Annotated in this window: 19 protein-coding genes; 7 read left to right on the top strand and 12 right to left on the bottom strand. The window is 39.7% G+C overall.

Annotated features, from left to right (window positions below):
- Nucleotides 1-17: 17 nt before the first annotated feature.
- Together C9E88_RS09630 and C9E88_RS09625 are read right to left on the bottom strand one after the other, a co-directional pair.
- On the bottom strand, nt 18-2,726 hold the full coding sequence (locus tag C9E88_RS09630) for a UvrD-helicase domain-containing protein (protein ID WP_106984788.1): 2,709 nt from the start codon (nt 2,724-2,726) through the stop codon (nt 18-20).
- Nucleotides 2,727-2,903: 177 nt separating this feature from the next.
- Nucleotides 2,904-3,440: a lecithin retinol acyltransferase family protein gene (locus tag C9E88_RS09625; RefSeq protein WP_106984787.1), complete on the bottom strand. Its 537-nt coding sequence runs from the start codon at nt 3,438-3,440 to the stop codon at nt 2,904-2,906.
- A gap of 117 nt (nt 3,441-3,557) precedes the next feature.
- Between C9E88_RS09625 and C9E88_RS09620 the strand changes: the two genes are divergently transcribed.
- Complete coding sequence (locus C9E88_RS09620; protein ID WP_106984786.1) at nt 3,558-4,334, top strand: phosphodiester glycosidase family protein; 777 nt, start codon at nt 3,558-3,560, stop codon at nt 4,332-4,334.
- A 69-nt stretch (nt 4,335-4,403) separates the two neighbouring features.
- Here the strand turns inward: C9E88_RS09620 and C9E88_RS17910 are convergent, their stop codons facing one another.
- The 4 genes from C9E88_RS17910 to putA all read right to left on the bottom strand — a co-directional run bounded on the left by C9E88_RS17910 (nt 4,404) and on the right by putA (nt 10,317).
- Nucleotides 4,404-4,529, bottom strand: a complete 126-nt coding sequence (locus tag C9E88_RS17910; protein WP_264766842.1) for a hypothetical protein — start codon at nt 4,527-4,529, stop codon at nt 4,404-4,406.
- Between the two features lie 310 nt (nt 4,530-4,839).
- Nucleotides 4,840-5,064, bottom strand: a complete 225-nt coding sequence (locus tag C9E88_RS09615) for a hypothetical protein (protein WP_106984784.1) — start codon at nt 5,062-5,064, stop codon at nt 4,840-4,842.
- A gap of 241 nt (nt 5,065-5,305) precedes the next feature.
- Nucleotides 5,306-6,391, bottom strand: coding sequence for a tRNA (uridine(54)-C5)-methyltransferase TrmA (gene trmA / locus C9E88_RS09610; RefSeq protein WP_106984783.1), 1,086 nt, complete (start codon nt 6,389-6,391; stop codon nt 5,306-5,308).
- 179 nt (nt 6,392-6,570) lie between these two features.
- Nucleotides 6,571-10,317 carry a trifunctional transcriptional regulator/proline dehydrogenase/L-glutamate gamma-semialdehyde dehydrogenase gene (putA, locus tag C9E88_RS09605; RefSeq protein ID WP_106984782.1) on the bottom strand — a complete coding sequence of 1,249 codons (3,747 nt, stop codon included), beginning with the start codon at nt 10,315-10,317 and terminating at the stop codon, nt 6,571-6,573.
- 122 nt (nt 10,318-10,439) lie between these two features.
- Here putA and C9E88_RS09600 point away from each other — a divergent pair, with 122 nt between their 5' ends.
- Nucleotides 10,440-10,934, top strand: a complete 495-nt coding sequence (locus C9E88_RS09600; protein ID WP_106984781.1) for a winged helix-turn-helix transcriptional regulator — start codon at nt 10,440-10,442, stop codon at nt 10,932-10,934.
- 57 nt (nt 10,935-10,991) lie between these two features.
- Here the strand turns inward: C9E88_RS09600 and putP are convergent, their stop codons facing one another.
- A complete protein-coding gene (gene putP, locus C9E88_RS09595) occupies nt 10,992-12,506 on the bottom strand; it encodes a sodium/proline symporter PutP (protein ID WP_106984780.1) in 1,515 nt (504 codons plus the stop codon).
- Between the two features lie 459 nt (nt 12,507-12,965).
- Here putP and aspA point away from each other — a divergent pair, with 459 nt between their 5' ends.
- The 5 genes from aspA to C9E88_RS09570 all read left to right on the top strand — a co-directional run bounded on the left by aspA (nt 12,966) and on the right by C9E88_RS09570 (nt 20,884).
- A complete protein-coding gene (aspA, locus tag C9E88_RS09590; protein WP_106984779.1) occupies nt 12,966-14,408 on the top strand; it encodes an aspartate ammonia-lyase in 1,443 nt (480 codons plus the stop codon).
- Between the two features lie 327 nt (nt 14,409-14,735).
- Entirely contained in the window at nt 14,736-15,107 is a 372-nt protein-coding gene (locus tag C9E88_RS09585) for a hypothetical protein (protein WP_106984778.1), read from the top strand.
- A gap of 119 nt (nt 15,108-15,226) precedes the next feature.
- Nucleotides 15,227-18,688 (top strand): transcription-repair coupling factor, encoded by a 3,462-nt coding sequence (mfd, locus tag C9E88_RS09580; RefSeq protein WP_106984777.1) that lies wholly within the window; start codon nt 15,227-15,229, stop codon nt 18,686-18,688.
- 233 nt (nt 18,689-18,921) lie between these two features.
- Complete coding sequence (locus C9E88_RS09575) at nt 18,922-19,356, top strand: HIT domain-containing protein (RefSeq protein ID WP_106984776.1); 435 nt, start codon at nt 18,922-18,924, stop codon at nt 19,354-19,356.
- 121 nt (nt 19,357-19,477) lie between these two features.
- Nucleotides 19,478-20,884, top strand: coding sequence for an adenylate/guanylate cyclase domain-containing protein (locus C9E88_RS09570; RefSeq protein ID WP_106984840.1), 1,407 nt, complete (start codon nt 19,478-19,480; stop codon nt 20,882-20,884).
- Nucleotides 20,885-21,010: 126 nt separating this feature from the next.
- On the opposite strand, the gene fdx is transcribed toward C9E88_RS09570, so the two are convergent.
- The 5 genes from fdx to iscU form a co-directional block, all read right to left on the bottom strand.
- Nucleotides 21,011-21,349: an ISC system 2Fe-2S type ferredoxin gene (gene fdx, locus C9E88_RS09565; RefSeq protein ID WP_106984775.1), complete on the bottom strand. Its 339-nt coding sequence runs from the start codon at nt 21,347-21,349 to the stop codon at nt 21,011-21,013.
- 16 nt (nt 21,350-21,365) lie between these two features.
- A complete protein-coding gene (gene hscA, locus C9E88_RS09560) occupies nt 21,366-23,225 on the bottom strand; it encodes a Fe-S protein assembly chaperone HscA (RefSeq protein ID WP_106984774.1) in 1,860 nt (619 codons plus the stop codon).
- 34 nt (nt 23,226-23,259) lie between these two features.
- Nucleotides 23,260-23,775 (bottom strand): Fe-S protein assembly co-chaperone HscB, encoded by a 516-nt coding sequence (gene hscB, locus C9E88_RS09555; protein WP_106984773.1) that lies wholly within the window; start codon nt 23,773-23,775, stop codon nt 23,260-23,262.
- Between the two features lie 105 nt (nt 23,776-23,880).
- The gene (gene iscA, locus C9E88_RS09550) at nt 23,881-24,201 is read right to left on the bottom strand and encodes an iron-sulfur cluster assembly protein IscA (protein ID WP_106984772.1); all 321 of its coding nucleotides are present in this window, start codon (nt 24,199-24,201) and stop codon (nt 23,881-23,883) included.
- A gap of 37 nt (nt 24,202-24,238) precedes the next feature.
- Nucleotides 24,239-24,625 (bottom strand): Fe-S cluster assembly scaffold IscU, encoded by a 387-nt coding sequence (gene iscU, locus C9E88_RS09545; RefSeq protein WP_005010233.1) that lies wholly within the window; start codon nt 24,623-24,625, stop codon nt 24,239-24,241.
- Nucleotides 24,626-24,674: the final 49 nt, after the last annotated feature.

Below are 24,674 nucleotides of genomic sequence, written 5' to 3'. Positions count from 1 at the left end.
AACCTTAGGTATATGAATTAAATCGACTCAAAGTTAGCTTGATGTTTATGCATGAAACTGGTGATTTTATAGTGTCGCGGCTTATACCAGCTTTGTTCAATGCTTTTAAGATTATAGCTACCAATGGTCAGGCTCTGTTTGGCGCGGGTAATGGCGACATATAACAAGCGCTTTTGTTCTTTATACAGCTGATGACCTTCATTTTGATGGAGCTGTGATTCACTATTTTGTTTTTTGACGACCATATAGCCAGGGAAATTTTGATGGGTTAAGTCTGGCAAAATGACATGATCAAACTCAAGCCCTTTGGAGCGATGAATCGTACTGACAATTAGTTGATCATTTGGAGTGATGAGATCAGACTCTTTTGCGGTTTGATAGAAGGGAATCGCTTCATCAAAATATTGATACGGGTTATGAATATGCTCAAAATGATAATTTGCATGGTTGAGCAGTTTGACTCGAAGTTGTTCAATACTTGTATCTATATGCGCTTCATAAAGCTGAGGATTAAATGCTTGCATATAGTGTGTATAAAGCTTAAATAGTTGCTGAATTTTAAAATCACCATTACGCCGTATACTATATTGTGCCAAATTCCAGAGCGGGCTAAAGTTTTGGTTAAATACGTTTAAGCATTTTTCAGCTTGTGCGATATAAGCACTTAGCGCTGTTTCATTCTGTTGAATTTTAGCCAGTAAGGGGTTTAATAGTGCGCGACCTGCTTTTACATCATCTAAGGCATTGTGGCTGTTTTCGCCGTCTAATTTAAAATGTGCCAATAAATGCCCAAGTTTATAGCTGTCTAAATTTGGAAACAGCTGGCGCGTCAGTTCTAGCGTACAAAATTTATGTTGGCTAAAAAATATGTCTGATAATTCGGGTGCATAACGCTTTAAATTCTCAGTCAGCATGGCCTGATCAAACTTTAAATTATGAGCAATCAGTGCTTTGTCATGACTAAATTGCATAAATGTATGTAGCTGTTGTTTGGCATCTAAACCATGTTTTGCCAGTACAGACGCATCAATCCCATGAATTTTATAACTTTCGCTTAAGTCCTGATCCGATAGGCAATATAAATTAAGCTCTTGATCTTGCGTAACAGCTGCAATTTGAACAATATCATTTAGGGCGAGATCAAGCCCGGTGGTTTCTGTATCAAAATAGGCAAAGCTGTTGTTTTGTATATGTTGGATTAAACACTGCTGTTGATGCTGATAGCAGTCGCTAATGTTAATGAAATTATTGAGCCAACAACCATGCTCGCGTAGTTCATGAACCAACTGAATAGTAGCAAATTGTGCTTCAGTCTCTTTTAAATGTGTAGGTTTATAGTGCTGAATATTGCCAAAGCGCCACAACAGACGCGCCCAGGCCAAACGATTTTCAGGGTCTTTTAATGCACTCACAAAGGCCATAAAGTCTAAATAAAACTCACGGCTTAACAAATCATTTTGTGCAACAAAAAAATGCCTTAACTCTTGCTGATTGAGTTGATCTGAAAAGGCATCGGCTTGACGATTGGTCGACAGCAAAACGGCGGTAGATTCATCTTTTTGGTTGAGCATGTGAATATGACGAATGAGGTCGGCTGTATGTTCAGTATCAAATTCACGGTGCAAGTGCAGTAAGGCACGTGGATGTGCTTTTTTGTGGGCACGTGCTGTGATTTTATAGGTTGAATCTAGGCTAGATGCCATGTACTGATTAGACAGTTGAACGAGATTGTCTGGACTACGGTAGTTTTCTTCCAATACATGTACATTTTGCCCTAAGCGCTCTTGGGTTAATTCTACAGATGCACCTTGAAAACGATAAATCGATTGATTGACATCACCTAAAATTAAAATATGGGCATCTTTGGCAGTGAGATGGTCGACCAAAAGCCAATGCAAAGGCGAGAGGTCTTGTACTTCATCAATTTGAATCCATCCATAGCGTTTGGCCTTAGGCTGATTTTGTAGCACGAGCGCATCTATTATAAGGTCATCATAATCATAAAAATGATAGTGTTTTTTGAGTGCTTGATAAGCCTCATTAAAATATACCGCCAAGACAAATGCATATTTAACGCAGTGATCAGGAATGTTCTGATCAAGGGTACGTAAGCGGCTTAGAATATAACTTTTCTGTTCAGGTTTTAAAAAATGCCGTGCTTCAGAGATTAAGGGCAAACATAAATTGCGAATCGCTTCCATATTCCATAGAGCGTATGGATCTTCATTTTTAAAAATACTGTAATGGCAGTAGTTGAGTGCTTGAGGATCAAAGCCATCGAGTGCATTTGCTTTAAGCTCATAGCGGGTTAAACAATGTTGTAACTGAACCAAAACCTCATGATGTGGCTGAATGAGTAATGCATTTAATTGTTCTAAGGCTTGGCGTATGAGGCGTTTTTGCAGTTCTTCATTGATTAAGTCACGATGCTGGCTGTCATAGTGCTTCATTAATAATTTGAAGCAAAAGGCATGTAGATTGCCAATAAACAATTGTGGAAAATTTTTAGCCAAGCGAGCAGTGACTTTCTCTCGCATATTTAAGCCTGCACGGTTGGTAAAAGTCAGACATAAAATATCATCGGCTTTTACATTACGCGCTAGAGCTTGCACAATACGCTCGGTGAGGACTTCAGTTTTACCACTTCCTGCAGGGGCTAAACATGCATGATAGCCTTCGCGCAGTTGAATAACTTTGAGCTGATCTGCATTAAACTGAAGCATCATAAAAGACCCAAACGCTAAAACTACAATGTCGATAGCACAAGCTTATGATTTTAAGTGGAATCAGTCTATAAAACTTAAGAAAAATAAGGCATTTTAATCGTCATGATGTAACGGATATTTGGGCTATACCTATTCAAAAATAGTAGGTGAATAGTTGCAGTATAATTCGAATGTGACTTAGCGATTCTTTTGTTGCTGATTGCGAAAATCGAAATACTGTTTCAGTCTATGATTGGCTTTATCGCGTAATTTTTTCTTAATATACAACACAAGTGCAAAGCTAGTTGTAGTAAGCGTTAAGAACATGCTATTCATAAAGCTCATTGCAGAGCTGACATAGCCAATCGTCGTGAGGCGATTCATCATACGGTACACTTGTGGGCTACTTTCGACGCCTGTGATTGCCCATGTGCACAAATGCTCACAGTTATTGGTAATGAGGTGATAATGGTTTTCGTGCATACGTGAACGCATACGGCGAACAACTCGACGACCAGTAAACTTAGGTTGGCTATAGTGCTGAACGTCGATATGTTTGCCACGGCTAAATTCATCAATTGAAGTGATTTCAATGGGATGCTTTTTAAATAGATGCGCGAATCCAGAGTAATGAATTACTCTGCCGCGACCTGCGTAAATGCCGTGATGACTATAACCAAAATGTTTGACGATTAAATGTGCCCCTAAAGGAAACCGTCTGCTCTGCTGATGCATGTCTACGTTCGCCAATAAAGTTACAAGTGTATTGTTAGGCTTTTAGTCTACTTCTTTTTTGTGAATTAATCGACTCTTTAGGCTAGACTTTGTTTGAGCATTCGACAGGTGAACAGCATGTATAAACCGACGCTATGGTATGGCCTTGTGTTGAGTTGGGTCGGCATAAGTATGGCGCTACAAGCAGATGCTGATATAGAGCAGTGGCATGTGTCTGAACCTATTCAGGCAGATGTTGTGAAAGTCAAAAATTTTAAAGCCCTCAGCTTACATTTGTATCAGAGCAATGGTGAGCCTTATGCGACTTTAACGCATTTGGCTAAGCGAATGCGTCAAGCATGTCAGCCCTTAAGTTTTGCAATGAATGCAGGAATGTTTCACAGCGATTATTCGGCAGTTGGATTATATGTTGAAGATGGCCAGCAACTTCAATCCTTAAACAGAGCCACGCAGGGCTATGGTAACTTTCTGATTCAGCCGAATGGGGTGTTGGCTTGGAATGATCAGGAAGTTCGTTTACAGAGCACTGCGGAATATGCAAAAAATACTTTTAATCCACGTTATGCAACGCAGTCAGGCCCAATGTTGGTCCATCAAGGGCAGATCAATCCTAATTTTTTAAAAGATGTCAGCTCATATAAAATTCGAAATGGTGTCGGATTGAAAAATCAGCAGTTATATTTTGTAATTAGTAATCAGCCTGTGACTTTCTATCAGTTTGCAACTTTCTTTAAGGAAGCACTGGGCGTTGATGATGCATTATATTTAGATGGGTCATTATCCAGTGCTTATATTCCTGCATTGAACAGACATGATGCATGGAGGCGATTGGGGCCAATGTTGGCTTATAGCGAATTTGAGCCATGCAATAAGGTGTTTGTAGACTCAAACTAAAGAAATTTATGTACATGGAAGCAAAGTATCGAAGTTCGAAGATTTACTTTGAGAATTACAGGTTGGTGGCTATTCTTTCATTAAATTAAGAAAACTACTTTGTCGGCTACAGTATTCGATTGCTTCTTGTTTATTCATGGCAGTGACTTGCTCTTTAAACTGTTGTTTACGTGTTTTAATTTGAAGATCAGACATTTGCATCTGCTTGGATATTTTTTCGATGTTAGTCCAATAATTTTGGCATTCTTCGGTTAGGCGTTGGCATCCTGTCAGTATAAAACTGAGGCTTCCGAGTAACATCAATAGATGGAGTTTCATCGCAAATATCCCTGATTTCTTATAATTTTTCATTATTGTGCATCATCATAACAAAAAGATGAAAAAAATTATAAACAAAGCAGTCATTTAGCTAAGAAGACGAAAGCTTGGGTTTGAATTGCCAAAATTATAGACATTAAAAAAGGCATTTCATGGGGATGAAATGCCTTTTTGTACAATCTACAATTTAGTGCAATGGTAGATGTTGTAGCTCATTGAGCTCTTTACGACTATAGCCACGAGAAGCTAGAACTTTCTTTATGCCAAGAATGACATCTTCATCGGTTGCTTTTGCAAGCGCTTCTAGAAGTTGTTCATTAGATTTGCATGAGCAATCATTTTCAACGCAAGCAATTTGGTTTTTATGCCCGTTTTCCTGTTCAGTTGAGAACAATTTTTGCCAAAAACTCATAGAGCCTTCATTTATGACCTTCGATAGAACGAAATATAGTCAATCTGTAAAATAATACAAGTCTACCAAAGTGATAAAAGCACCAGTTGAACTCTAGATTTTCCGATTAATCTAATGAACATGAACGAAATAAAGAAAGTATAGGGGGCTTGTATATTTTAACTTACTTATTTTTAAGTAATAAAAAAGAGCTTAATGTTAAGCTCTTTGGGTTATGCTTTTATGACATGAAATGTTTTGTTTAAATCTTTTCGAGTAACACACCAGATTCTACATGATGCGTATACGGGAATTGATCGAACATTGCGAATTTTGTGACTTTGTGGGTTTTTGACAAGGTTTTTAAATTGTCATGTAAAGTGTCTGGGTTACATGAAATATAAATAATGCGTTCGAAGCGTTGAATCAGTTTTAATGTTTCATCGTCGATACCCGCACGTGGTGGATCAACAAAAACTGTGTCGAAGTCATAAGTTGAAATATCAATATTGGCTTCTTGTAAGCGACGGAATTCACGTTCGCCATTATAGGCTTGCGTAAAGTCTTCGGCAGATAAACGTGCAACTTGGATATTGTCTACACCATTTTGCTCGATATTCCACTGTGCAGCATAAACCGACGATTTTGCTAATTCAGTTGCCAATACACGGTTAAAGCGCGAAGCCAAAGGCAGGGTAAAGTTACCATTACCACAGTAAAGTTCAAGTAAGTCTTTATTGGACTGTTGAGCGACATTACATGCCCATTCCAGCATTTTTTGACAAACTTTTGCATTTGGCTGAGTAAAGCTATTTTCAATTTGTTTGTATTTATATTGGCGATCGAATACTTGTAATTCTTCTACGACAAATTCATTTTCTAAAACAAACTTTTGACCACGGCAACGGCCAATCAGTTGAATGTTCAATTCCTGAGCCAAAGCTTTGGCAGCCACTTCCCATTCTGGCTCAAGCTTGCGATGGTAAAGTAAAGACACCAGCATTTCGCCACTAAGCGTTGCCAAAAAGTCGACTTGGAATAAGCGTGCAGACAGCATAGGATCTGCTTCCAAAGCTGTAAGTAACTTCGGCATTAGGGCATTAATGCTCTGATCTGCAATAGGAAACTCTTTAATCTCTACAACTTTTTTCTTGTCATCTTCAGTACGTTCAAACATTGCATAGAACATACCGCCTTCTTTACGATGCCAAATACGGAATTCTGCACGCATACGAAAGTTTTGCTCAGGCGAGTCAAAAACTTCTAATGAAGGAGGATTAAATTCGGCAAATTGCGCTGAAATACGCTCAACTTTTGCATCAAGTTGTTGCTGATAAGAAGAAGTCATATACAGAAAAAATCACATGTATGTTCAAAACAGGGATGGTAACAAAGTTTGAACTTGAAGGGTCAAATTATTCTAAAAATGTTGCAAGAAACTCACTACTTTAGGATTTAACTGAATAAAAAACCGAAGCTGTACGTATACAACTTCGGCGATCCTTGCTCTGAGGAAGCGTGGATAAGTTAACTCATGGTCATGAGGCTCGCATTACCACCAGCAGCTGCGGTATTAATGCTAATTGCACGCTCAATGACAAATCGCTCGAGTGGAATGTCATATTGACCCGGTTCTAAACGAGTAATACCAATAATTGCACCATCACGGTTGGCGATATGTTGTTGTAGGCTTAGTAGTTCGTTCTTTGTTCCGTGGAGTAGCACCGCATCAAATTGTCCATTTTGGATGTCTCTAACAACGGCAATACGATTTGCTACAGCCTTTGGCATACTAGATAAGTACTTTAATATAAAAGTATTATCTGGAAGTACAGCAGGTTGGCATCCGACTTTAAATAGCGCAAGTAACTGTTGGATCTGATCCTGTTCTTGAGCTGCTATTGTTAGTACACGATGTCTAGGTAGTACCACATATTGGTTACTTTCACCCGTAGGACCTTGTAGTTCATAACTATGGCCTACACAAAAGGCAGCAGGAGTCTGAAGTTTAAATTGAGGGAAGGTTTTTTCTGCCCAAAGTTTAAATGCATCGTACAGTTCTTGCTGATTTGGCAAACTTTCAGCTGAGCCAACCGCGTATGGTGTTGCCAACTGTTTTTGGCTGCACTGTTGCATTAGTCGGTACACATAAATTGGACCACCAGCTTTTGGGCCAGTTCCAGAAAGACCTTCGCCACCGAAAGGTTGTACACCTACGACTGCACCAACAATATTACGGTTAATGTAAAGGTTTCCGACTTCTGCATGTGAAATGACGGTTTGAATCGTTTCATCAATACGAGTGTGTAAGCCCATGGTGAGGCCATAACCTTTAGCATTAATTTGCGTGAGTAGTTGATCAAGTTCGCCGTATTTGTACGTAATAACGTGTAATACAGGACCAAAAACTTCGCGTTTTAAATCATCGAGATTTGGAAGCTCAATTAGGGTAGGTGGTACAAAAGTGCCTTGCTGTAAATCCGTCTCGTCATTATTACGCATGATTTGATGAACTTTATGACCTTTGGTACGCATATTAGCAATATGCTGATCAATAATACCTTTTGCTTCACGATCAATCACAGGGCCAATATCTGTACTTAAGAGATAAGGTTGACCCACTTGAAGCTGTTTCATTGCACCTTTTAACATGGTGATCACAGTTTCAGCATTGTCTTCTTGTACACACAGTACACGAAGTGCAGAACAGCGTTGACCCGCACTGTCGTAAGCAGAATTCACCACATCTAACACAACTTGTTCTGTCAGTGCAGATGAATCGACGATCATGGCATTTTGGCCACCTGTTTCTGCAATTAACGGAACGGATTGGCCAGTTAGGCTTAAACGCTGAGCAACAGTTTTTTGTAAAATACGTGCGACTTCTGTTGAACCTGTGAACATGATGCCATTAATTCGTGCATCTGCACTTAACTTCGCACCGACAGTTTCACCGCGGCCAGGTAACAGTTGTAATACGGCTTTAGGTACACCAGCATCCCATAAAATTTGCACGGCTTGTGCTGCAATCAATGGGGTTTGTTCGGCAGGTTTTGCTATAACGGTATTACCTGTAACTAAGGCCGCTGCGATTTGACCACTGAAAATTGCCAGTGGGAAGTTCCACGGGCTAATACACAAGACTGTACCTAATGGTTCAATCTGTGTTGCAGGTTCAAGGTTCACCATTTGTGCTGCATAGTAACGCAAGAAATCTACAGCTTCACGTACTTCTGCAATGGCATTGGCATAGGTTTTACCACTTTCACGGCACAGTAAAACCATTAATGGCTGTAGCTGCGCTTCCATGCTGTCGGCTGCACGTTGTAAACATGCCGCGCGTTCATTTTTCGCTAAGTTTTTCCAAGCATCTTGAGCGGCAGTTGCAGAACTTAGTGCAATATCGACTTGTTCTAAGCTGGCTTCTGTTACATGACCAACTAAATCTAGATGATTTGCAGGATTTAAGATTGGAAGTGCAGTGCTTTCAGTTTCTGAATGTAAGTTTTCACCCATTGGTAATGCTTGCCATTCAACTTTACTAAGTTCTTGGGCTGTTAAATCGAGCGCCAATAAATCACGGTCATTGGCTAAGTCTAAGCCAGTCGAGTTGTTTCGCTCAGTACCATACAGATGAATTGGGTAAGGAATTGAAGGGTGCTTTAAGCCAGCTTGGCCTTCAAGTTTCGCTGAGTGTTCAATGGTTTGACGTGGATTTTCAATCAAATCATCAATTTTTAAAGTTTTGTCTGCAATTCGATTCACGAAAGAGGTATTTGCGCCATTTTCTAACAGGCGACGAACTAGGTACGCGAGTAGAGTTTCGTGGTTGCCAACAGGTGCATAAATACGGCAAGGAACACCCAGTTTATGGTCTTTTTTATCACCAACAACTTGTTTGTAGAGTGGTTCACCCATGCCATGTAAGCATTGGAATTCATATTGACCCACATAATATTTCGCAGGATCTGCCAATTGGTAGATTGTTGCTAAAGTTTGCGCATTATGGGTGGCAAATTGTGGGTAAATTTGATCAGGAGCTGCCAAAAGTTTACGTGCACAAGCAATATAAGACAAATCGGTATGTACTTTACGGGTAAATACAGGGTATTCATCCATACCATCAATTTGTGCTTTTTTAATTTCGCTGTCCCAATAAGCACCTTTAACCAAACGAATCATTAAGCGTTTATGGCTACGTTTGGCAAGATCAATGACATAGTCAACGACATAGAAACAGCGTTTTTGGTAGGCTTGAATCACAAAACCAATGCCTTTCCAATTGTTCAGCTTTGGTTCGAAGCAAAGGCGTTCAAGCATTTGTAATGAAATTTCTAAACGCTCTGTTTCTTCAGCATCAATATTTAAGCCAATGTCGTATTCTTTAGCCAATACAGCAAGGTTTAAAACTTTGGCATACAGTTCATCTTGTACACGGGCAATTTGCGAACGTTGGTAGCGTGGGTGTAATGCTGAAAGCTTAATGGAGATACCTGGGCCGTCATACACATTTTTATCTGCTGATGCTTTGCCAATGGCGTGAATGGCATTGGTGTAATCATCATAGTAGCGTTCTGCATCATGATCGGTTAGGGCTGCTTCACCGAGCATGTCGTATGAATATCGGAAACCCTTATCTTCAAGTGTTTCTGCATTTTTTAAGGCTTCATTAATGGTTTCACCTGTAACAAATTGCTCACCCATCATGCGCATTGCAACGTCTACAGCTTTACGAATGACGCCACGGCCACTACGTGCCAAAAGGCTGGTCAGCATACCTGAGAGGCTATTGGCTTTTGGTGTTTCCATTAGCTTACCAGTAAGCATGAGCCCCCAAGCAGCAGCGTTCACAAACATCAAGTTACTTTGCCCAAGGTGATCTTTCCAGTTACCTTGGTTAATTTTATCTTTAATTAACAAGTCACGTGTTGCTTTGTCTGGAATACGCAAAAGTGCTTCTGCAAGGCACATGAGTGCAATACCTTCTTGCGAAGATAAGGAAAACTCTTGTAATAAGCCTTGTACAATGCCGGCTTTACCAGACTCGCCTTTGTGCTCACGTAAACTATGGGCCAAATCAAAAGCCAGTTGATAAATTCGATCTGAAAGTTCTTGATCAATTTGGCTATGTGCCAATAAATTTTCAACACATTCACTTTCTGAGCGACGCCAAGCGTCGTTGATTTCAAGCTCAAATTCCGATTTTGAAGTGAAGTGAGTAATATAACCAGTTTGAGAATGATCAGTACTGATAGGAGAAGTTGCGTCTAACATTTTAGTCAACATCCTGTGACATAGAAAATTAAATTGAGTATTGGACTGGATTTAATTTATGATCACAGAAAATATGCAGCACAACTCACTATATTTGGTGTCATTTTTAGGGAATTATTCAGATGACAAACCCAATTATGCTATTAGACCGTACAGACATCAGAATATTGGATATTCTGCAAAAAGATGGTCGAATATCAAATATTAAATTGGCTGAAGCAGTCAACCTTTCACCTACAGCCGCTTTGGCTCGTGTGCAAAAGCTCACCAAAGATGGTTATATCTTGGGCTATGAGGCAAAGCTTAATTCGGACATGCTTAACAAAAGTTTTGTGGTGTTTGTAGAAATTTTACTCGATAAAACCACGCCTAATGCTTTGGAAGAGTTTTCCGATGCCGTGATTCATTATTCAGAAATTGTCGAATGCCACATGATTAGCGGTGGTTTTGATTTCGTAGTGAAAATACGCTGTGCCAATATGGAAGAGTTTCGAAAAATATCAGGGCAGGTGCTTTGGCAACTTCCAGGAGTTAAAGAAACTCGAAGCTATCCTGTGATGGAAGTGATTAAAGAAACCAGCCAAATTAGTATCAAACAACCTGTTAAAAAATCTTAATTTCATAATTTACAGTGAACAAAAAAGGGGCCGAAGCCCCTAAATTTGTATCGGTTTTTATTTTCCAGCTTTTAACTCTTGCATTTCTTTTTCATACAAATCATTGGCTTGATCGAAACGAGCGGTAATGTCTTTCGATGGTGCTTTGCTGAGTAAACTAAATACAATGATACTGATAGTTGCCAAGATAAATCCTGGAATAATTTCGTAAATGCCTGTCGCGGCCATCGTGTTTTTCCACACAATTACCGTTACCGCACCTACAACCATACCTGCAATTGCACCGTTTATAGTCATACGTCGCCAGAACAAAGACAAAATAATAAGTGGACCAAAAGCTGCACCAAACCCAGCCCAAGCATAAGCGACTAAGCCTAAAACCTTACTATTTGGGTTAAGCGCAAGTAAAATTGCAAGAATTGCAATGGCAATGACCATTAGACGGCCGACCCAAACCAATTCATTTTGAGAGGCATTTTTGCGGATGAAGGCTTTATAAATATCTTCTGTTAGGGTGCTTGAGCACACTAAAAGTTGGCAACTTAATGTACTCATTACGGCAGCTAAAATGGCAGCCAAAATCACGCCTGCAACCCACGGGTTAAACAAGATTTTAGTTAATTCCATGAAAATAGTTTCAGGGTTTGCAGTGACCATTGCGGACAGCGCAGGATTTGCATGGAAGTAAGCAATCCCGATATAGCCTACTGCGACTGCACCACCTAAGCAAAGAATCATCCATGTCATACCAATGCGACGTGCCGCAGGAATAGATTTTACTGAGTCAGCCGCCATAAAGCGTACTAAAATATGCGGTTGGCCAAAGTAACCTAAGCCCCATGCCATAGAAGATAAAATAGCAACAGTACTTAAATCTGAAATTAAATTATTCGCATGTGGACGCACAGATTCTACAATTGCACCAACATGTGCTGCATTATCACCAATGGCTATGTAAGTCATAATTGGTGCAAGAAGTAATGCAAAAATCATTAGGCCTGCTTGGAAGGTATCGGTCCAACTAATGGCAAGAAATCCACCAATACAGACATAACTAATCGTTGCGATAGCACCAATCCAAAGAGCAGTGGTGTAGTTCCAGCCAAATAAGCTTTCAAATAGACGGGCGCCAGCAACCATGCCTGAAGCACAGTAAATTGCAAAAAAGATTAAAATAACAACGGCTGAAATAATCCGCAGTACTTTTTTTGAATCGCCAAAACGACTAGTGAAATAATCAGGTAGGGTGAGTGCATTATGCTGAACTTCGGTGTGTACGCGTAGACGACCTGCCACCAAAAGCCAGTTTAGCCAAGCCCCAATAATAAGACCAATCGCAATCCATGCCTCGGATAAACCAGATAAGTAAATTGCACCAGGTAAACCCATTAAGAGCCAGCCACTCATATCTGAAGCACCAGCTGAAAGTGCGGTAACGACACTACCTAGGCTTCGTCCACCTAAAATATAATCGTCAAAGTTGGTTGTAGCCTTATATGCATACAATCCAATGCCAATCATTGCCATGATATAAAACATAAACGTGATTAGCGTAGGGTTTAGTTGGCTCATAGCTATGCCATCCTTTGTCTGTTCAATTAACCATCTTTCCTAAGATGAATTTTTGCTCGATATCACCGAGGTGCTGATTCAAACACAATTTAAAATTTACGCTCTGTTACATTTCGGTGAGTTTTATTATAACTTTGTGAAACTTATTGTAATTTTGGTTACAAAGTGAATAAAGGTGAATTTTTTTATTTTGATGCGTCACTCGTGTTATTTTGGGTTTAAATCTGCCGATTTTTGTGAGCTGATTTTTTATCAATTGGCTATATTTTTGAAAATAAAGGCAAAGGTTTTAGAGGGATGAGAATTAATTTACATAACTTTACATAGATTACCTAAAACAAACAATTGTAATAATATGTTTCATAATGAAGTAAAACGTCTGTGGTTTAACTAAGCCATCCTTATAGTATGGAAATTGCACACTTTTAGTGCATTTCATAAAGAGTATTTATTGTGGCAATGGTTCAGGTAGTTAAAACAAGAATAGAGCACGATTTGTTGGGACAAAAAGAAGTTTCAGCAGAAAGCTACTATGGTATTCATACATTAAGAGCGCTGGAAAACTTCCAGATCTCTTCTAGCAAAGTCGGTGAAAATCTCCCTTTCATTCGTGCTTTGGCGCAAGTGAAAAAAGCATCCGCACAAACCAACTTTAAATTTTCCAAAATCAGTCATGAGCTGAGTGAAGCAATTCAATTCGCATGTGATCAATTGATTGAACAACCTGCGCAGTGGAGCGCGTCATTTCCACTAGATGTCTATCAAGGTGGCGCAGGCACTTCAATTAATATGAATTGCAACGAAGTCATTGCAAACATTGCCTTGGAAAAATGTGGTTTTAACAAAGGTGAATATGCACATATCCACCCGAATGATCATGTGAATAAATCGCAATCTACCAATGATGTCTATCCGACAGCTTTGCGTTTGGCTGTTTTTTATCAGTTAGAACAATTATTGGCAGTGTTACAGCAAATTGTTGCGAGTATTCAAGCCAAGGCAAAAGAGTTCCAATATGTGGTGAAAATGGGGCGTACACAATTGCAAGATGCTGTTCCAATGACTTTGGGGCAAGAATTTCGTGCTTTTGCGACTTTATTAAAAGAGGATATGAAGTTAATTAATAATACCCGTCAGTTATTGTTAGAAATTAACTTGGGTGCTACTGCCATTGGTACAGGGGTAAATACGCCTAAAGGTTATGCGCATGAAACAGTGCAAGCGCTTAAAAAGATTACTGGTTTGCCTCTGGTTGGGGCAGAAGATTATGTTGAAGCAACCAGTGACTGCGGTGTATTTATTATATTGTCGAGTACATTAAAGCGTTTGGCAGTTAAGCTTTCAAAAATTTGTAATGATTTACGCCTACTCAGTTCTGGACCACGTACAGGTCTTGCAGAAATTCGGTTGCCTGAGCTACAAGCCGGCTCGTCTATTATGCCTGCAAAAATTAATCCTGTGATTCCAGAAGTTGTGAATCAAATTGCTTTTAAAGTCATTGGCAATGATTTGGCTGTCACTATGGCTGCTGAAGCGGGTCAGTTGCAGTTAAATGTTATGGAGCCTGTGATTGCTGTATCTATGAATGAATCGATTGATTTGCTATGCCGTGCAATTGAAACCTTAGATACGAAGTGTATTCAAGGCATTCAAGCGAATGAGCAGGCTTGTTATGATGCGGTCATGCGCAGTGTGGGTATCGTTACTTTATTAGACCCTATTTTAGGGCATGCTAAATGTGATGAAATTGGTAAGCAATGTATTGCAGAAAATAAAACCATTCAGCAAGTGGTACTGGAGCGTAATTTACTTAGCCAAGCACAATTGGATGAAATTTTTGCATTTAGCAATTTAGTGTCCGAAGTGGAATCTGGCCTCATTGATTTAGCTGCAGTTTCTTAATACTGCTATATGCTAATATTCTGTAATAGAAACTGTATGGCATCGCTTTAGCTATTGAATAGCGTTCTTTCAAAAATCAAAAAATGATTTATGAAAGAGGTTTAAAATTTATCAGGCCATCACTTTAAATATGCATGAAGTGGTGGCTTTTGCATCCTTATTTTATACGCGTCTGCATCATTGGGTAAGTATAATTGTACTCGGCCATGTGTTTAATGAAAATTTGGTTATTTTCTCGGCTTTTACTGAAGAGATTGTCAGGATAAGGTCACGCGAATAGCTAAAACATTTTAGAATATCCAAAATGTCATTCTTGGACAAACCAATATGTTGAATAAACTCACTGCCTTGTTTAAAAGCTCTGAGCCTACGGCAGAGCAACTTTTTAAAGAACAGCATCAAATACAATACGATGAAACACAGGGATATATAGTTGCGGGCGTGGTGTTGAATGAAGTGCTATCAGCAAGATTAAATTACTTTTCTAATCGTCGCGTGAGTTCATTTAATGATTTGGCGGCCGTCTACAATGCAGGCATGATTATTAATGAAAAAATTGACTTAGAAATTGCCCGTCAGAATTTTAATACTGAGCTCGGGAACACTGCCAAAAACTTGCAGGAATTTAAACAATTAATACGAGTACTTAGTGAATACTATCGTAACTTTTTACGCGAGCATAATAAAAAGGGTCGCTAAGATAAAGCGGACTTATATTCAGTTGTAAAGGCATGTAAAGCAATGCGATAAAACACATCATGTTGAAATGCATCGTGTTAAAATAACAGCCATGTTGTTTAGACGCTAAAGCTATATACATGTTCCAACAAGAAATTACTCAACTTAATTTAAAACAGCTTAAAGCAGGCGAAAAGCGCTGGATTGGCAATTTGCAGGGCTCTGCGACGGGTCTGCTTTTTAAAGAAATCGCACAACAGAATAATAAGCAACTGTTTGTTATTGTTGCGCGTAATAATCAGCATTTGGGGCAGTTGGAAAGCGAGCTTGAATTCTATGGCATAAAACCAACGATTTTCCCAGATTGGGAAATTCTCCCTTATGATCGCTTGTCGCCACATCAAGATATTGTTTCAGAGCGTTTAGCAATATTGTCCAATATGCCAAATTCTGGGGTGCTATTAATTTCAGCATCCACCTTGGCGCAGCGAGTTGCACCAAGCTCTTGGGTTTTAGGCGAACATTTTGATATTCAAGTCGGTCAAAAATTTGACTTAGAAAAACAAAAAACACGCTTAGTTCAAGCAGGCTATCACTTGGTCGATACGGTTTATGATCATGGTGAGTTTGCTGTGCGTGGCAGTATTATGGATATTTATGCGTCTGGGCAAAACTCCCCAATTCGTATTGATTTATTTGATGATGAGGTCGATACACTCAAATTCTTTGATCCAGAAACTCAGCGCACCACAGAAACTTTAAAAAACTTTACTGTACTTCCTGCAAAAGAATTTCCATTAAAAGAAGGTCGTGCTGTATTTCGTGATCGTTATGCAGAACAATTTCCAACGGCTAATCCTAAGAAGAATGCAATCTATCAAGATGTGTTGGACGGGATCGCATCACCAGGGCTTGAGTTTTATTTTCCTTTATTTTTTAGTGCAGAAGCGATTCAGACACAATCTAGTCTAACATCGTACTTACCAAAGAATGGCATTGTCATTACAGATTCGCATTTGGATGATGGCTTAATCCAATTTTGGACTGAAGTACAACGTCGTTATGAAGATCGTCGACATAATGTAGATCAACCCATTTTAGCGCCAGAGCATCTCTTTTTATCGCCTAACCAAGTGTTTGAGCAACTCAACCATTTTGGTCGTGTCATTGCTTCGCAAGATGTGTTTGATGACAAAGCTGGTGTGGTCAATATTATTGCAGAAGCTCCCCCGCGTTTAGCTGTAGATCCAAAACGTGAAAAGCCTTTTATGGAAGTTAAAAATTATATTGACCATGCCAATCATCCTGTTTTATTGGTGGCAGAAAGTGCAGGCCGACGTGAAACTTTAAAGGATGCGCTACGTCCAAGTCTTGGCAATATTCCAACTGTAGAAGGCTTTGAAGATTTTGTGACATCGATGCATGCTGTCGCAATAACCAATGCACCTTTGGAACGCGGTTTATTACTGACAGATAAGCTCAGTGTGATTTCGGAAAATCAGCTTTATGAGCATCGCGTTGTACAACGCCGACGTAAACGCCAGCAAGAAGTTTCTGAAGAGTTTTTAATTCGTAGCTTAACTGAGCTGAATATTGGTGCGCCTGTTGTACATATTGATCATGGTGTTGGACGTTATGCAGGGCTGGTTACACTGAGTATTGATAATCAAGACCATGAATTTTTGCAGCTTGATTATGCCGATGCGGCCAAAGTGTATGTGCCCGTAATTAACTTGCATTTGATCAGCCGTTATAGTGGTGGTGACCCAGATTTGGCGCCATTACATAAGCTGGGAACGGATACGTGGAGCAAAGCAAAACGTAAAGCATTAGAGCAAATACATGATGTAGCTGCAGAGTTGCTCCATATTCAAGCACGTCGCCAAGCTAAGCCTGGTTTTGGATTTGAGTTGGATCACAGTATGTATATGCAGTTTGCCAGTGGTTTTGCTTATGAAGAAACACTCGATCAGGCCAATGCAATTGAGGCAACCTTACACGACATGCAACTGGCAAAACCTATGGATCGATTGGTCTGTGGTGACGTTGGTTTTGGTAAAACTGAAGTGGCGATGCGGGCAGCTTTTGTTGCGGTCCAAAATAATAAACAAGTTGCGGTACTAGTTCCGACTACATTGCTCGCTCAACAGCATTATGAGTCATTCAAAGACCGTTTTGCAGATTGGCCTGTGCGAATAGAAGTATTGTCGCGTTTTGGTTCATCCAAAACACATACTAAAACTATAGAAGACTTAGCCGAAGGCAAAGTTGATATTGTGATTGGTACGCATAAAATTTTGCAAGAAAATGTGCAATTCCAGCAATTGGGTCTCATGATTGTGGATGAAGAGCACCGTTTTGGGGTGCGCGATAAAGAGCGCATCAAAGCAATGCGGGCAGATGTAGACATGCTGACTCTGACTGCTACGCCAATTCCTAGAACGCTGAATATGGCATTTAGTGGTATGCGTGATTTATCCATTATTGCGACGCCGCCTGCTCGACGTTTAGCGGTAAAAACTTTTGTGCAAGACCATACAGATGATGCAATTAAAGAAGCGATTTTGCGTGAATTGCTACGCGGTGGTCAGGTGTATTTTCTGCATAATGAAGTGGATACGATTGAACGCTGTGCAGAGGCGATTCGTAATTTGGTTCCTGAAGCGCGTGTTGCAGTTGCACATGGTCAAATGCGTGAGCGTGAATTGGAGCAGGTCATGCAACAGTTCTATCATAAAGAATATAACGTATTAGTGTGCTCAACCATTATTGAGACAGGTATTGATGTTCCAAATGCCAATACGATTTTAATTGAACGTGCAGACAAGCTGGGTTTAGCCCAATTACACCAATTACGTGGCCGTGTAGGTCGTTCGCATCATCAAGCTTATGCTTATTTAATGGTGCCTTCGATTAAAGGCCTTAAGGGAGATGCTGAAAAGCGTTTAGATGCCATTAGTCGTGCCGCTAATTTAGGTGCGGGCTTTATGCTGGCCACTGAGGATTTGGAAATCCGTGGTGCAGGTGAATTATTGGGCGAACAGCAGAGTGGTTCAATGCAAGCCATAGGTTATAGCTTGTATATGGAAATGCTAGAAAAAGCGACCAAAGCCATTCAAAAAGGTAAGACCCCCAACTTTGATGCACCGTTATCACTTACTGCTGAAATTTCCCTACACATGCCAGCACTTATACCGGATGAATATTTAGGTGATGTCCATCAGCGCTTATTGTTTTATAAGCGTATTAGTAACACCGACTCTCGTGAAAAACTGGATAATATTCGTATGGAGTTGATTGATCGTTTTGGTCTTCCACCTCAGCCAGTCAAGCAACTATTTGCAGTACATCAAGTTCGTTTGAAAGCAGAGCAGTTAGGTATTACCAAAATTGATATTGGTGGACATGGCGGGCATATTGAGTTTGCGCCTGATACGCCTGTACAAGCGATGAGCATTATTCAAATGATGCAAAAGCATCCGACTTTCTTCCGTATGGAAGGTGGGCAACGCTTAAAAGTGATGGTGATGTTAGAGGAATTTGAAAAGCGCATCCAGTTTATAAACGATTTACTGGACAGTTTGTTGAAAGAGCTAAATTGATCACAGATACATTAAAATATTTATATGAATATTCTTCAAAAAATGCGAGTATGATATTTGTATGTACAAAGAAATACTTGATTTTTTGGAGAAATTTATTAAAGTTAAAAATGTGACTTGCTTCAAAGCAAATCAAAGTTATTTGTACTGAAACACATAGCCTGTAATTTTCACACCCAATAGGATGTGATAGTATTAGCCATCATTCTAATTTTTGCATCATTTATAAAGATATGTTTAGTTTACATCCACAACTTGCTCAAGATACGTTTTATGTAGGCGACTTTCCACTGTCAACATGTCGTTTGATGAATGATATGCAATTTCCGTGGTTAATTCTTATACCGCGTGTTCCAGGCATCACAGAATTATATGAGCTGAGCCAAGCAGACCAGGAACAATTCCTACGAGAATCAAGCTGGTTGTCTAGCCAGTTATCTCGCGTATTTCGCGCAGATAAAATGAACGTGGCCGCATTAGGTAATATGGTTCCACAACTACATTTCCATCATGTTGTACGTTACCAAAATGATGTGGCATGGCCTAAACCAGTTTGGGGCACACCAGCTGTACCTTACAGCAATGAAGTACTTGCTCACATGCGTCAAACCCTAATGTTGGCATTGCGTGGTCAAGGTGATATGCCATTTGATTGGCGTATGGATTGAACACCACATTTCTAAATTAAGGAAAATGTGGCTATCTATGTCCGCAAGGAGTAACTGAGTGGCATTGTTAGACGAATGGATTAATAAAGAACCAAGACAGTTCGAGTATCTACATCGCTTGATGGGATACTTGATGCTGTCATTGGTGACCATTGTCTATCATTACACTCAACCCGATACGCATTATCAAATTTACATTCCGTTTTTCTTACTTGTTGTACTTTTAATTACGCCAAAATTTTCGCATTGGTTGATTTATCGTTTTAACAATAAAGTTAACCGGAATGTGCTTTTTATCATCGATATTATTATTATTTCGGTGATGTTATCGGCAGTACATCTTAATTTGGTGCTGTCATTTTTAGCGCTTTTTGCACTACTATATACAGCAATAAATAACAAAATTTCCTTTTTGATGGTGTCTTTGGCCAGTCTGATTGGGATTTCAGTTTTTTATTTATGCACCATCTTTATATTTGATTTTCACGAGTACTTTGATAACACCAGTAGTGAACTGACGGTCGTTGGTTTCTTATGTTTGATTACCTATTTTGGCGTGGGCAGTTATTACCAAATGTCCCAAGTTCAATATATGGCCAATAAAAAGAATCATTATTATGATCAGATGAATCGCTATATGGAGTTTGCGAATCAGCTCAGTCGTTATGCGCCAGTACAACTGTGGCAATCGATTATGAAAGGCGAGTCTGAAGCTAAAATTGAATATAAGCGTAAGAAAATGACCATTTTCTTTTCGGATATTCAAGGCTTTACTGAACTATCAGAAACACTGATTCCAGACGATTTAGCCTTCTTGCTCAACGATTATTTAAGTCACATGACTGAAATTGCGAAGCAATATGAAGCAACTGTCGATAAGTTCATGGGTGATGCAATTCTTATCTTTTTTGGTGATCCACACAGTCAAGGTGTGGAGCAAGATGCCAAAGTATGTTTGGAAATGGCGATGGTTATGCGTCAGCAAATGAAATTGCTTCGTGAGCGCTGGATCAAAATGGGTTATCCGCCGTTGCATATCCGTATGGGTATTTCCACAGGATATTGCCACGTAGGAAACTATGGTGCGGCACATCGCATGGCATATACGATTGTCGGGCGTGATGCAAACTTAGCGGCGCGTTTGCAAAGTGCAGCAGAAGTTGATGAAATTTTAATTTCTGACGATACGCATAAGCTGATTAAAAATGATTATCTCTGTGCACCTAAAGCGCCAATTTACTTGAAAGGGATTCAAGGTCCAGTACGGACATGGCAGGTGATGGAGCGTTATACTTCGCAGAAAGTGGATTATCAACGCTGGTTTGATTATGAATATAAAGGCTTCCATTTACTGTTAAATTTAGATGAAGTACAAAATTTTGAGTATCCTGAGCTCATCCATGTACTTGAAAAAATGATCAAGCGAATTCAAACACAACAAAAAATGACAAACTCAGAAGGGATTGTGAAACTCAATCTTGAAGACGAAGTGATTGAAGAAATTGAAAAAATAGAAACCCATAGTTGAAAGGTGTGAGTTCACTGAGCTCATTTCGTCTGAAATCACACAATAAATAAGTAGATTCTTAAACTAAAAAAGACCGCTTTTGCGGTCTTTTTTATGCGATTCTGAAGTGACTAAGTTATCGATAACTTAGTGATTTTCAGATGCGTGGTTAATGGTGTATTTCGGAATTTCAACTTCCAAATCATCATTTTCAATTTTAACTTGGCAAGATAGGCGTGAATCTGGCTCTAAGCCCCAAGCGCGGTCGAGCAAGTCGGCTTCAATGTCATCCATTTCTTCAAGCCCATCAAAGCCTTTACGAACAACAACATGGCAAGTTGTACATGCTTTAGACATATCGCAAGCATGTTCAATTTTAATGCCATTGTCTAAAAGGCTTTGGCATAGGTTTGCATTTGACTCAACTTCAAACTCAGCGCCATTTGGGCAAATTGTTGCATGAGGCAATACTTTAATACGTGGCATAGTCTTAACCTGTAAATTAATTTGAGTTTGACCAGTCGTCGAGCTTTGTACCTTTAAGCGCAGTATCAATATGTTGATTCATACGTGCAGCCGCAAAGGCATCACTATGTATTTTAAGCTGTTCTACGGCGTGTTCAATAGCTTGAATCTCATTTGATTCAAGTTGTGTTTCTAGTGCTTGTTTTGCGAGTAGGAGCGCATCTAAGTCAGGAGTAGCTAACAGCTGTTGATCTACTTTAAGCGCTTGAGTAAGTGCTTCTAATTCGCGTTGTGCTTCAATCTTAGTTTCATGCAAATGGCGCAGATGCTTATCTTCTTCAGCAAACTTGAAACCATCAAGAAGTAGACGCTCTGTATCTGTATCGGATAAACCATAAGATGGCTTGATATCAATTTGAGCGTGTACACCGGATGTAGTTTCTTTGGCAGAAACCGTGAGTAGGCCATCTGCATCCACTTGGAAAGTCACTTCAATGCGTGCTTGACCTGCAGTCATTGGTGGAATACCACGAAGCACAAAGCGCCCTAAGCTACGGCAATGCTCGACCAAATCACGTTCACCTTGTAATACATGAATCAACATGGCGGTTTGGCCATCTTGATAGGTCGTAAATTCTTGGCGACGTGCAACAGGAATGGCAGTATTACGAGAAATTAAACGTTCTACCAAACCACCCATGGTTTCTAGACCAAGTGAAAGAGGGGTTACATCTAATAGTAAAGAGCCATCTTTGGTGTTACCAATCAACTGATTGGCAGTAATCGATGCACCAATTGCTACAACTTCATCTGGGTTGATGGTACATAGCGGTTCTTTTTGGAACAGATTACGTACGGCATCTTGTACAGCGTATGAACGAGTTGAACCACCCACCAATACCACACTGTGAATATCGTCAAGTTCTAGTTTGGCATCGCGTAATACGCGTTTACAAACACTCATCGTTTTATCGAGCGCAACTTGAATGATGCTTTCAAAGTTAGCACGGTCAAGTAGAAGTTTTTGTTCGAGTAATTGCAGTTCTGCCGATGGTGCGTCAGTGAGTGCTTCTTTTGCTTTGCGTGCTGCAACAACAAAATGTGCGTATTCTGCATCATCAAGTGTATCAATATTTAGCTGTTTTTTTGCCCATTTAACAATCAAGCGGTCTAAGTCATCACCACCCAGGGCTGTGTGACCACCTGTTGCAAGTACTTCAAATACACCTTGAGAAAAACGTAAAATTGAAACGTCGAACGTACCACCACCTAAGTCATAAATGACATAGTTTTGGTCTTGCGCAAGGTTTGATTCTTGATCTAGGCCATAAGCGACAGCGGCTGCTGTGGGTTCGTTAAGTAAGCGTAATACATTGAGGCCTGCAAGTTGTGCTGCATCACGTGTTGCTTGACGTTGTGCTTCATCAAAATAAGCCGGAACAGTAATTACTGCGCCATTAATTGGATTTTGTAAACTTGCTTCAGCACGGTCTTTAAGTTGTTTTAAAATTTCTGCCGAAATTTCAACAGGGGTTTTACGACCTTGTGCTGTTTCAAATGCAGGCATTTGATTGTCTTCACCCACTAATGCATAAGGGTGTTGAAATTTAATATCCGCTTTTGAACGCCCCATAAAGCGTTTTACAGAGACAATCGTATTTTTAGGATCTGTCGTTAAGTATGCTTTGGCGTCATCACCATACACAGTTGAATCTGTAGCATAGTGAACAATAGACGGAAGTAACACGCGACTGTGTTCGTCTTGTAGCACTTTTGCTTTACCTGAAAGTACAGAGGCAACGAGAGAATGCGTTGTGCCTAAATCAATACCAATTGCAATACGGTGTTCATGCGGTGCACTTGATTGACCAGGTTCTGCAATTTGCAAGAGAGCCATGTGTTACATCCTTTGAACGTTAAATATAAAAAAATTAAAAATCATCATCTAAATCAAAACTGTCATCATCTAAGAAGCGATCATCAGCTCTTTCGATATCAGCCATGACTTTTTGGAAAAAGCGCAACTTACGAACAGTATCGCGAGCTTCGCCCCAATCTTCATCGGCGTAGTCAATTTTGAATTCGCGAACTAAACCATCCATCCATTGTTGCACTTCAACACGTAAAGATTTTAGATCTTCTGAGCCTTGCGCATCGTCCAGTTGCTCACGAATTTCCATTGCATCTTGTAAAAACTCAAAATCACTGATGGATTGATCAAGATGATAGTCTTGTTTTTTTAGGCTGAGTAAATACGCTGCGCGACTATCTACTTGAGATAAGACTTTATAAGCTTGGTTGATTTCACTAGATTGAATCAATGCTTGGTCTTTATCTTCGGCTTTGTCTGGATGGAATTGTTGCTGCAAACTCAGGAATTGCGCTTTTAAAGCTGCTAAATCGATATCGAGTGCTGCGGGCAGATTGAACAGCTCAAAATGATTCATGGGAGATGTATTCCGCGATTGATGTGCAAAAAAATGTTGCATTAAATGCAATTAAAACAGTGATTTTACACTGTTTTAATGCATAAAGAAGGCATAAAGCTAAGATTAAACAGTGAAAGATTCACCGCAACCACATTCACCTTTTTTATTTGGGTTGTTAAATTCGAAGCCTTCATTCAGGCCATTTTTAACATAATCCATCTCTAAACCTTCGAGATAAACTAGGCTTTTTGGGTCTGTAAAAACTTTAACGCCAAACTGTTCAAAGACTTGGTCATGTTCATTTGTTTCATCAACAAACTCAAGAACATAAGCCAAACCTGAACAGCCTGAAGTTTTCACGCCAACGCGAATGCCTTCACCTTTACCACGATTTTTTAGGTAATTGCTAATATGAGCAGCCGCATTTTCAGTTAAGTGGATCATGAAAACTCCGTGATATCTATTTCAAAAACTTAGAAAATTAAGCTTTTGTTTTTTTGCTACGGTAGTCTTCTACAGCAGCTTTAATGGCATCTTCAGCAAGTACAGAACAGTGTACTTTTACTGGTGGTAGTGCAAGTTCAGTTGCGATGTCGATGTTTTTGATCGCTTGAGCTTCATCTAAGGTTTTGCCTTTTAGCCATTCAGTTACTAAAGAGCTAGATGCAATTGCAGAACCACAACCATAAGTTTTGAAACGTGCTTCTTCAATCACGCCGTTATCATCAACTTGAATTTGTAGACGCATAACGTCGCCACATGCTGGAGCACCAACCATGCCAGTACCAACATTTTCAGCGTTTTTGTCTAAAACACCAACATTACGAGGGTTTTCGTAATGATCAATTACTTTTTCGCTATAAGCCATGATGCTTCTCCAAACCTCGGGGTCAGCCTTTAAGATTTAATATGGGGGT

This window comes from Acinetobacter cumulans (assembly GCF_003024525.3).
Classification (GTDB): Bacteria; Pseudomonadota; Gammaproteobacteria; order Pseudomonadales; family Moraxellaceae; genus Acinetobacter; species Acinetobacter cumulans.
This window is presented reverse-complemented; position numbering and strand designations above follow the sequence as displayed.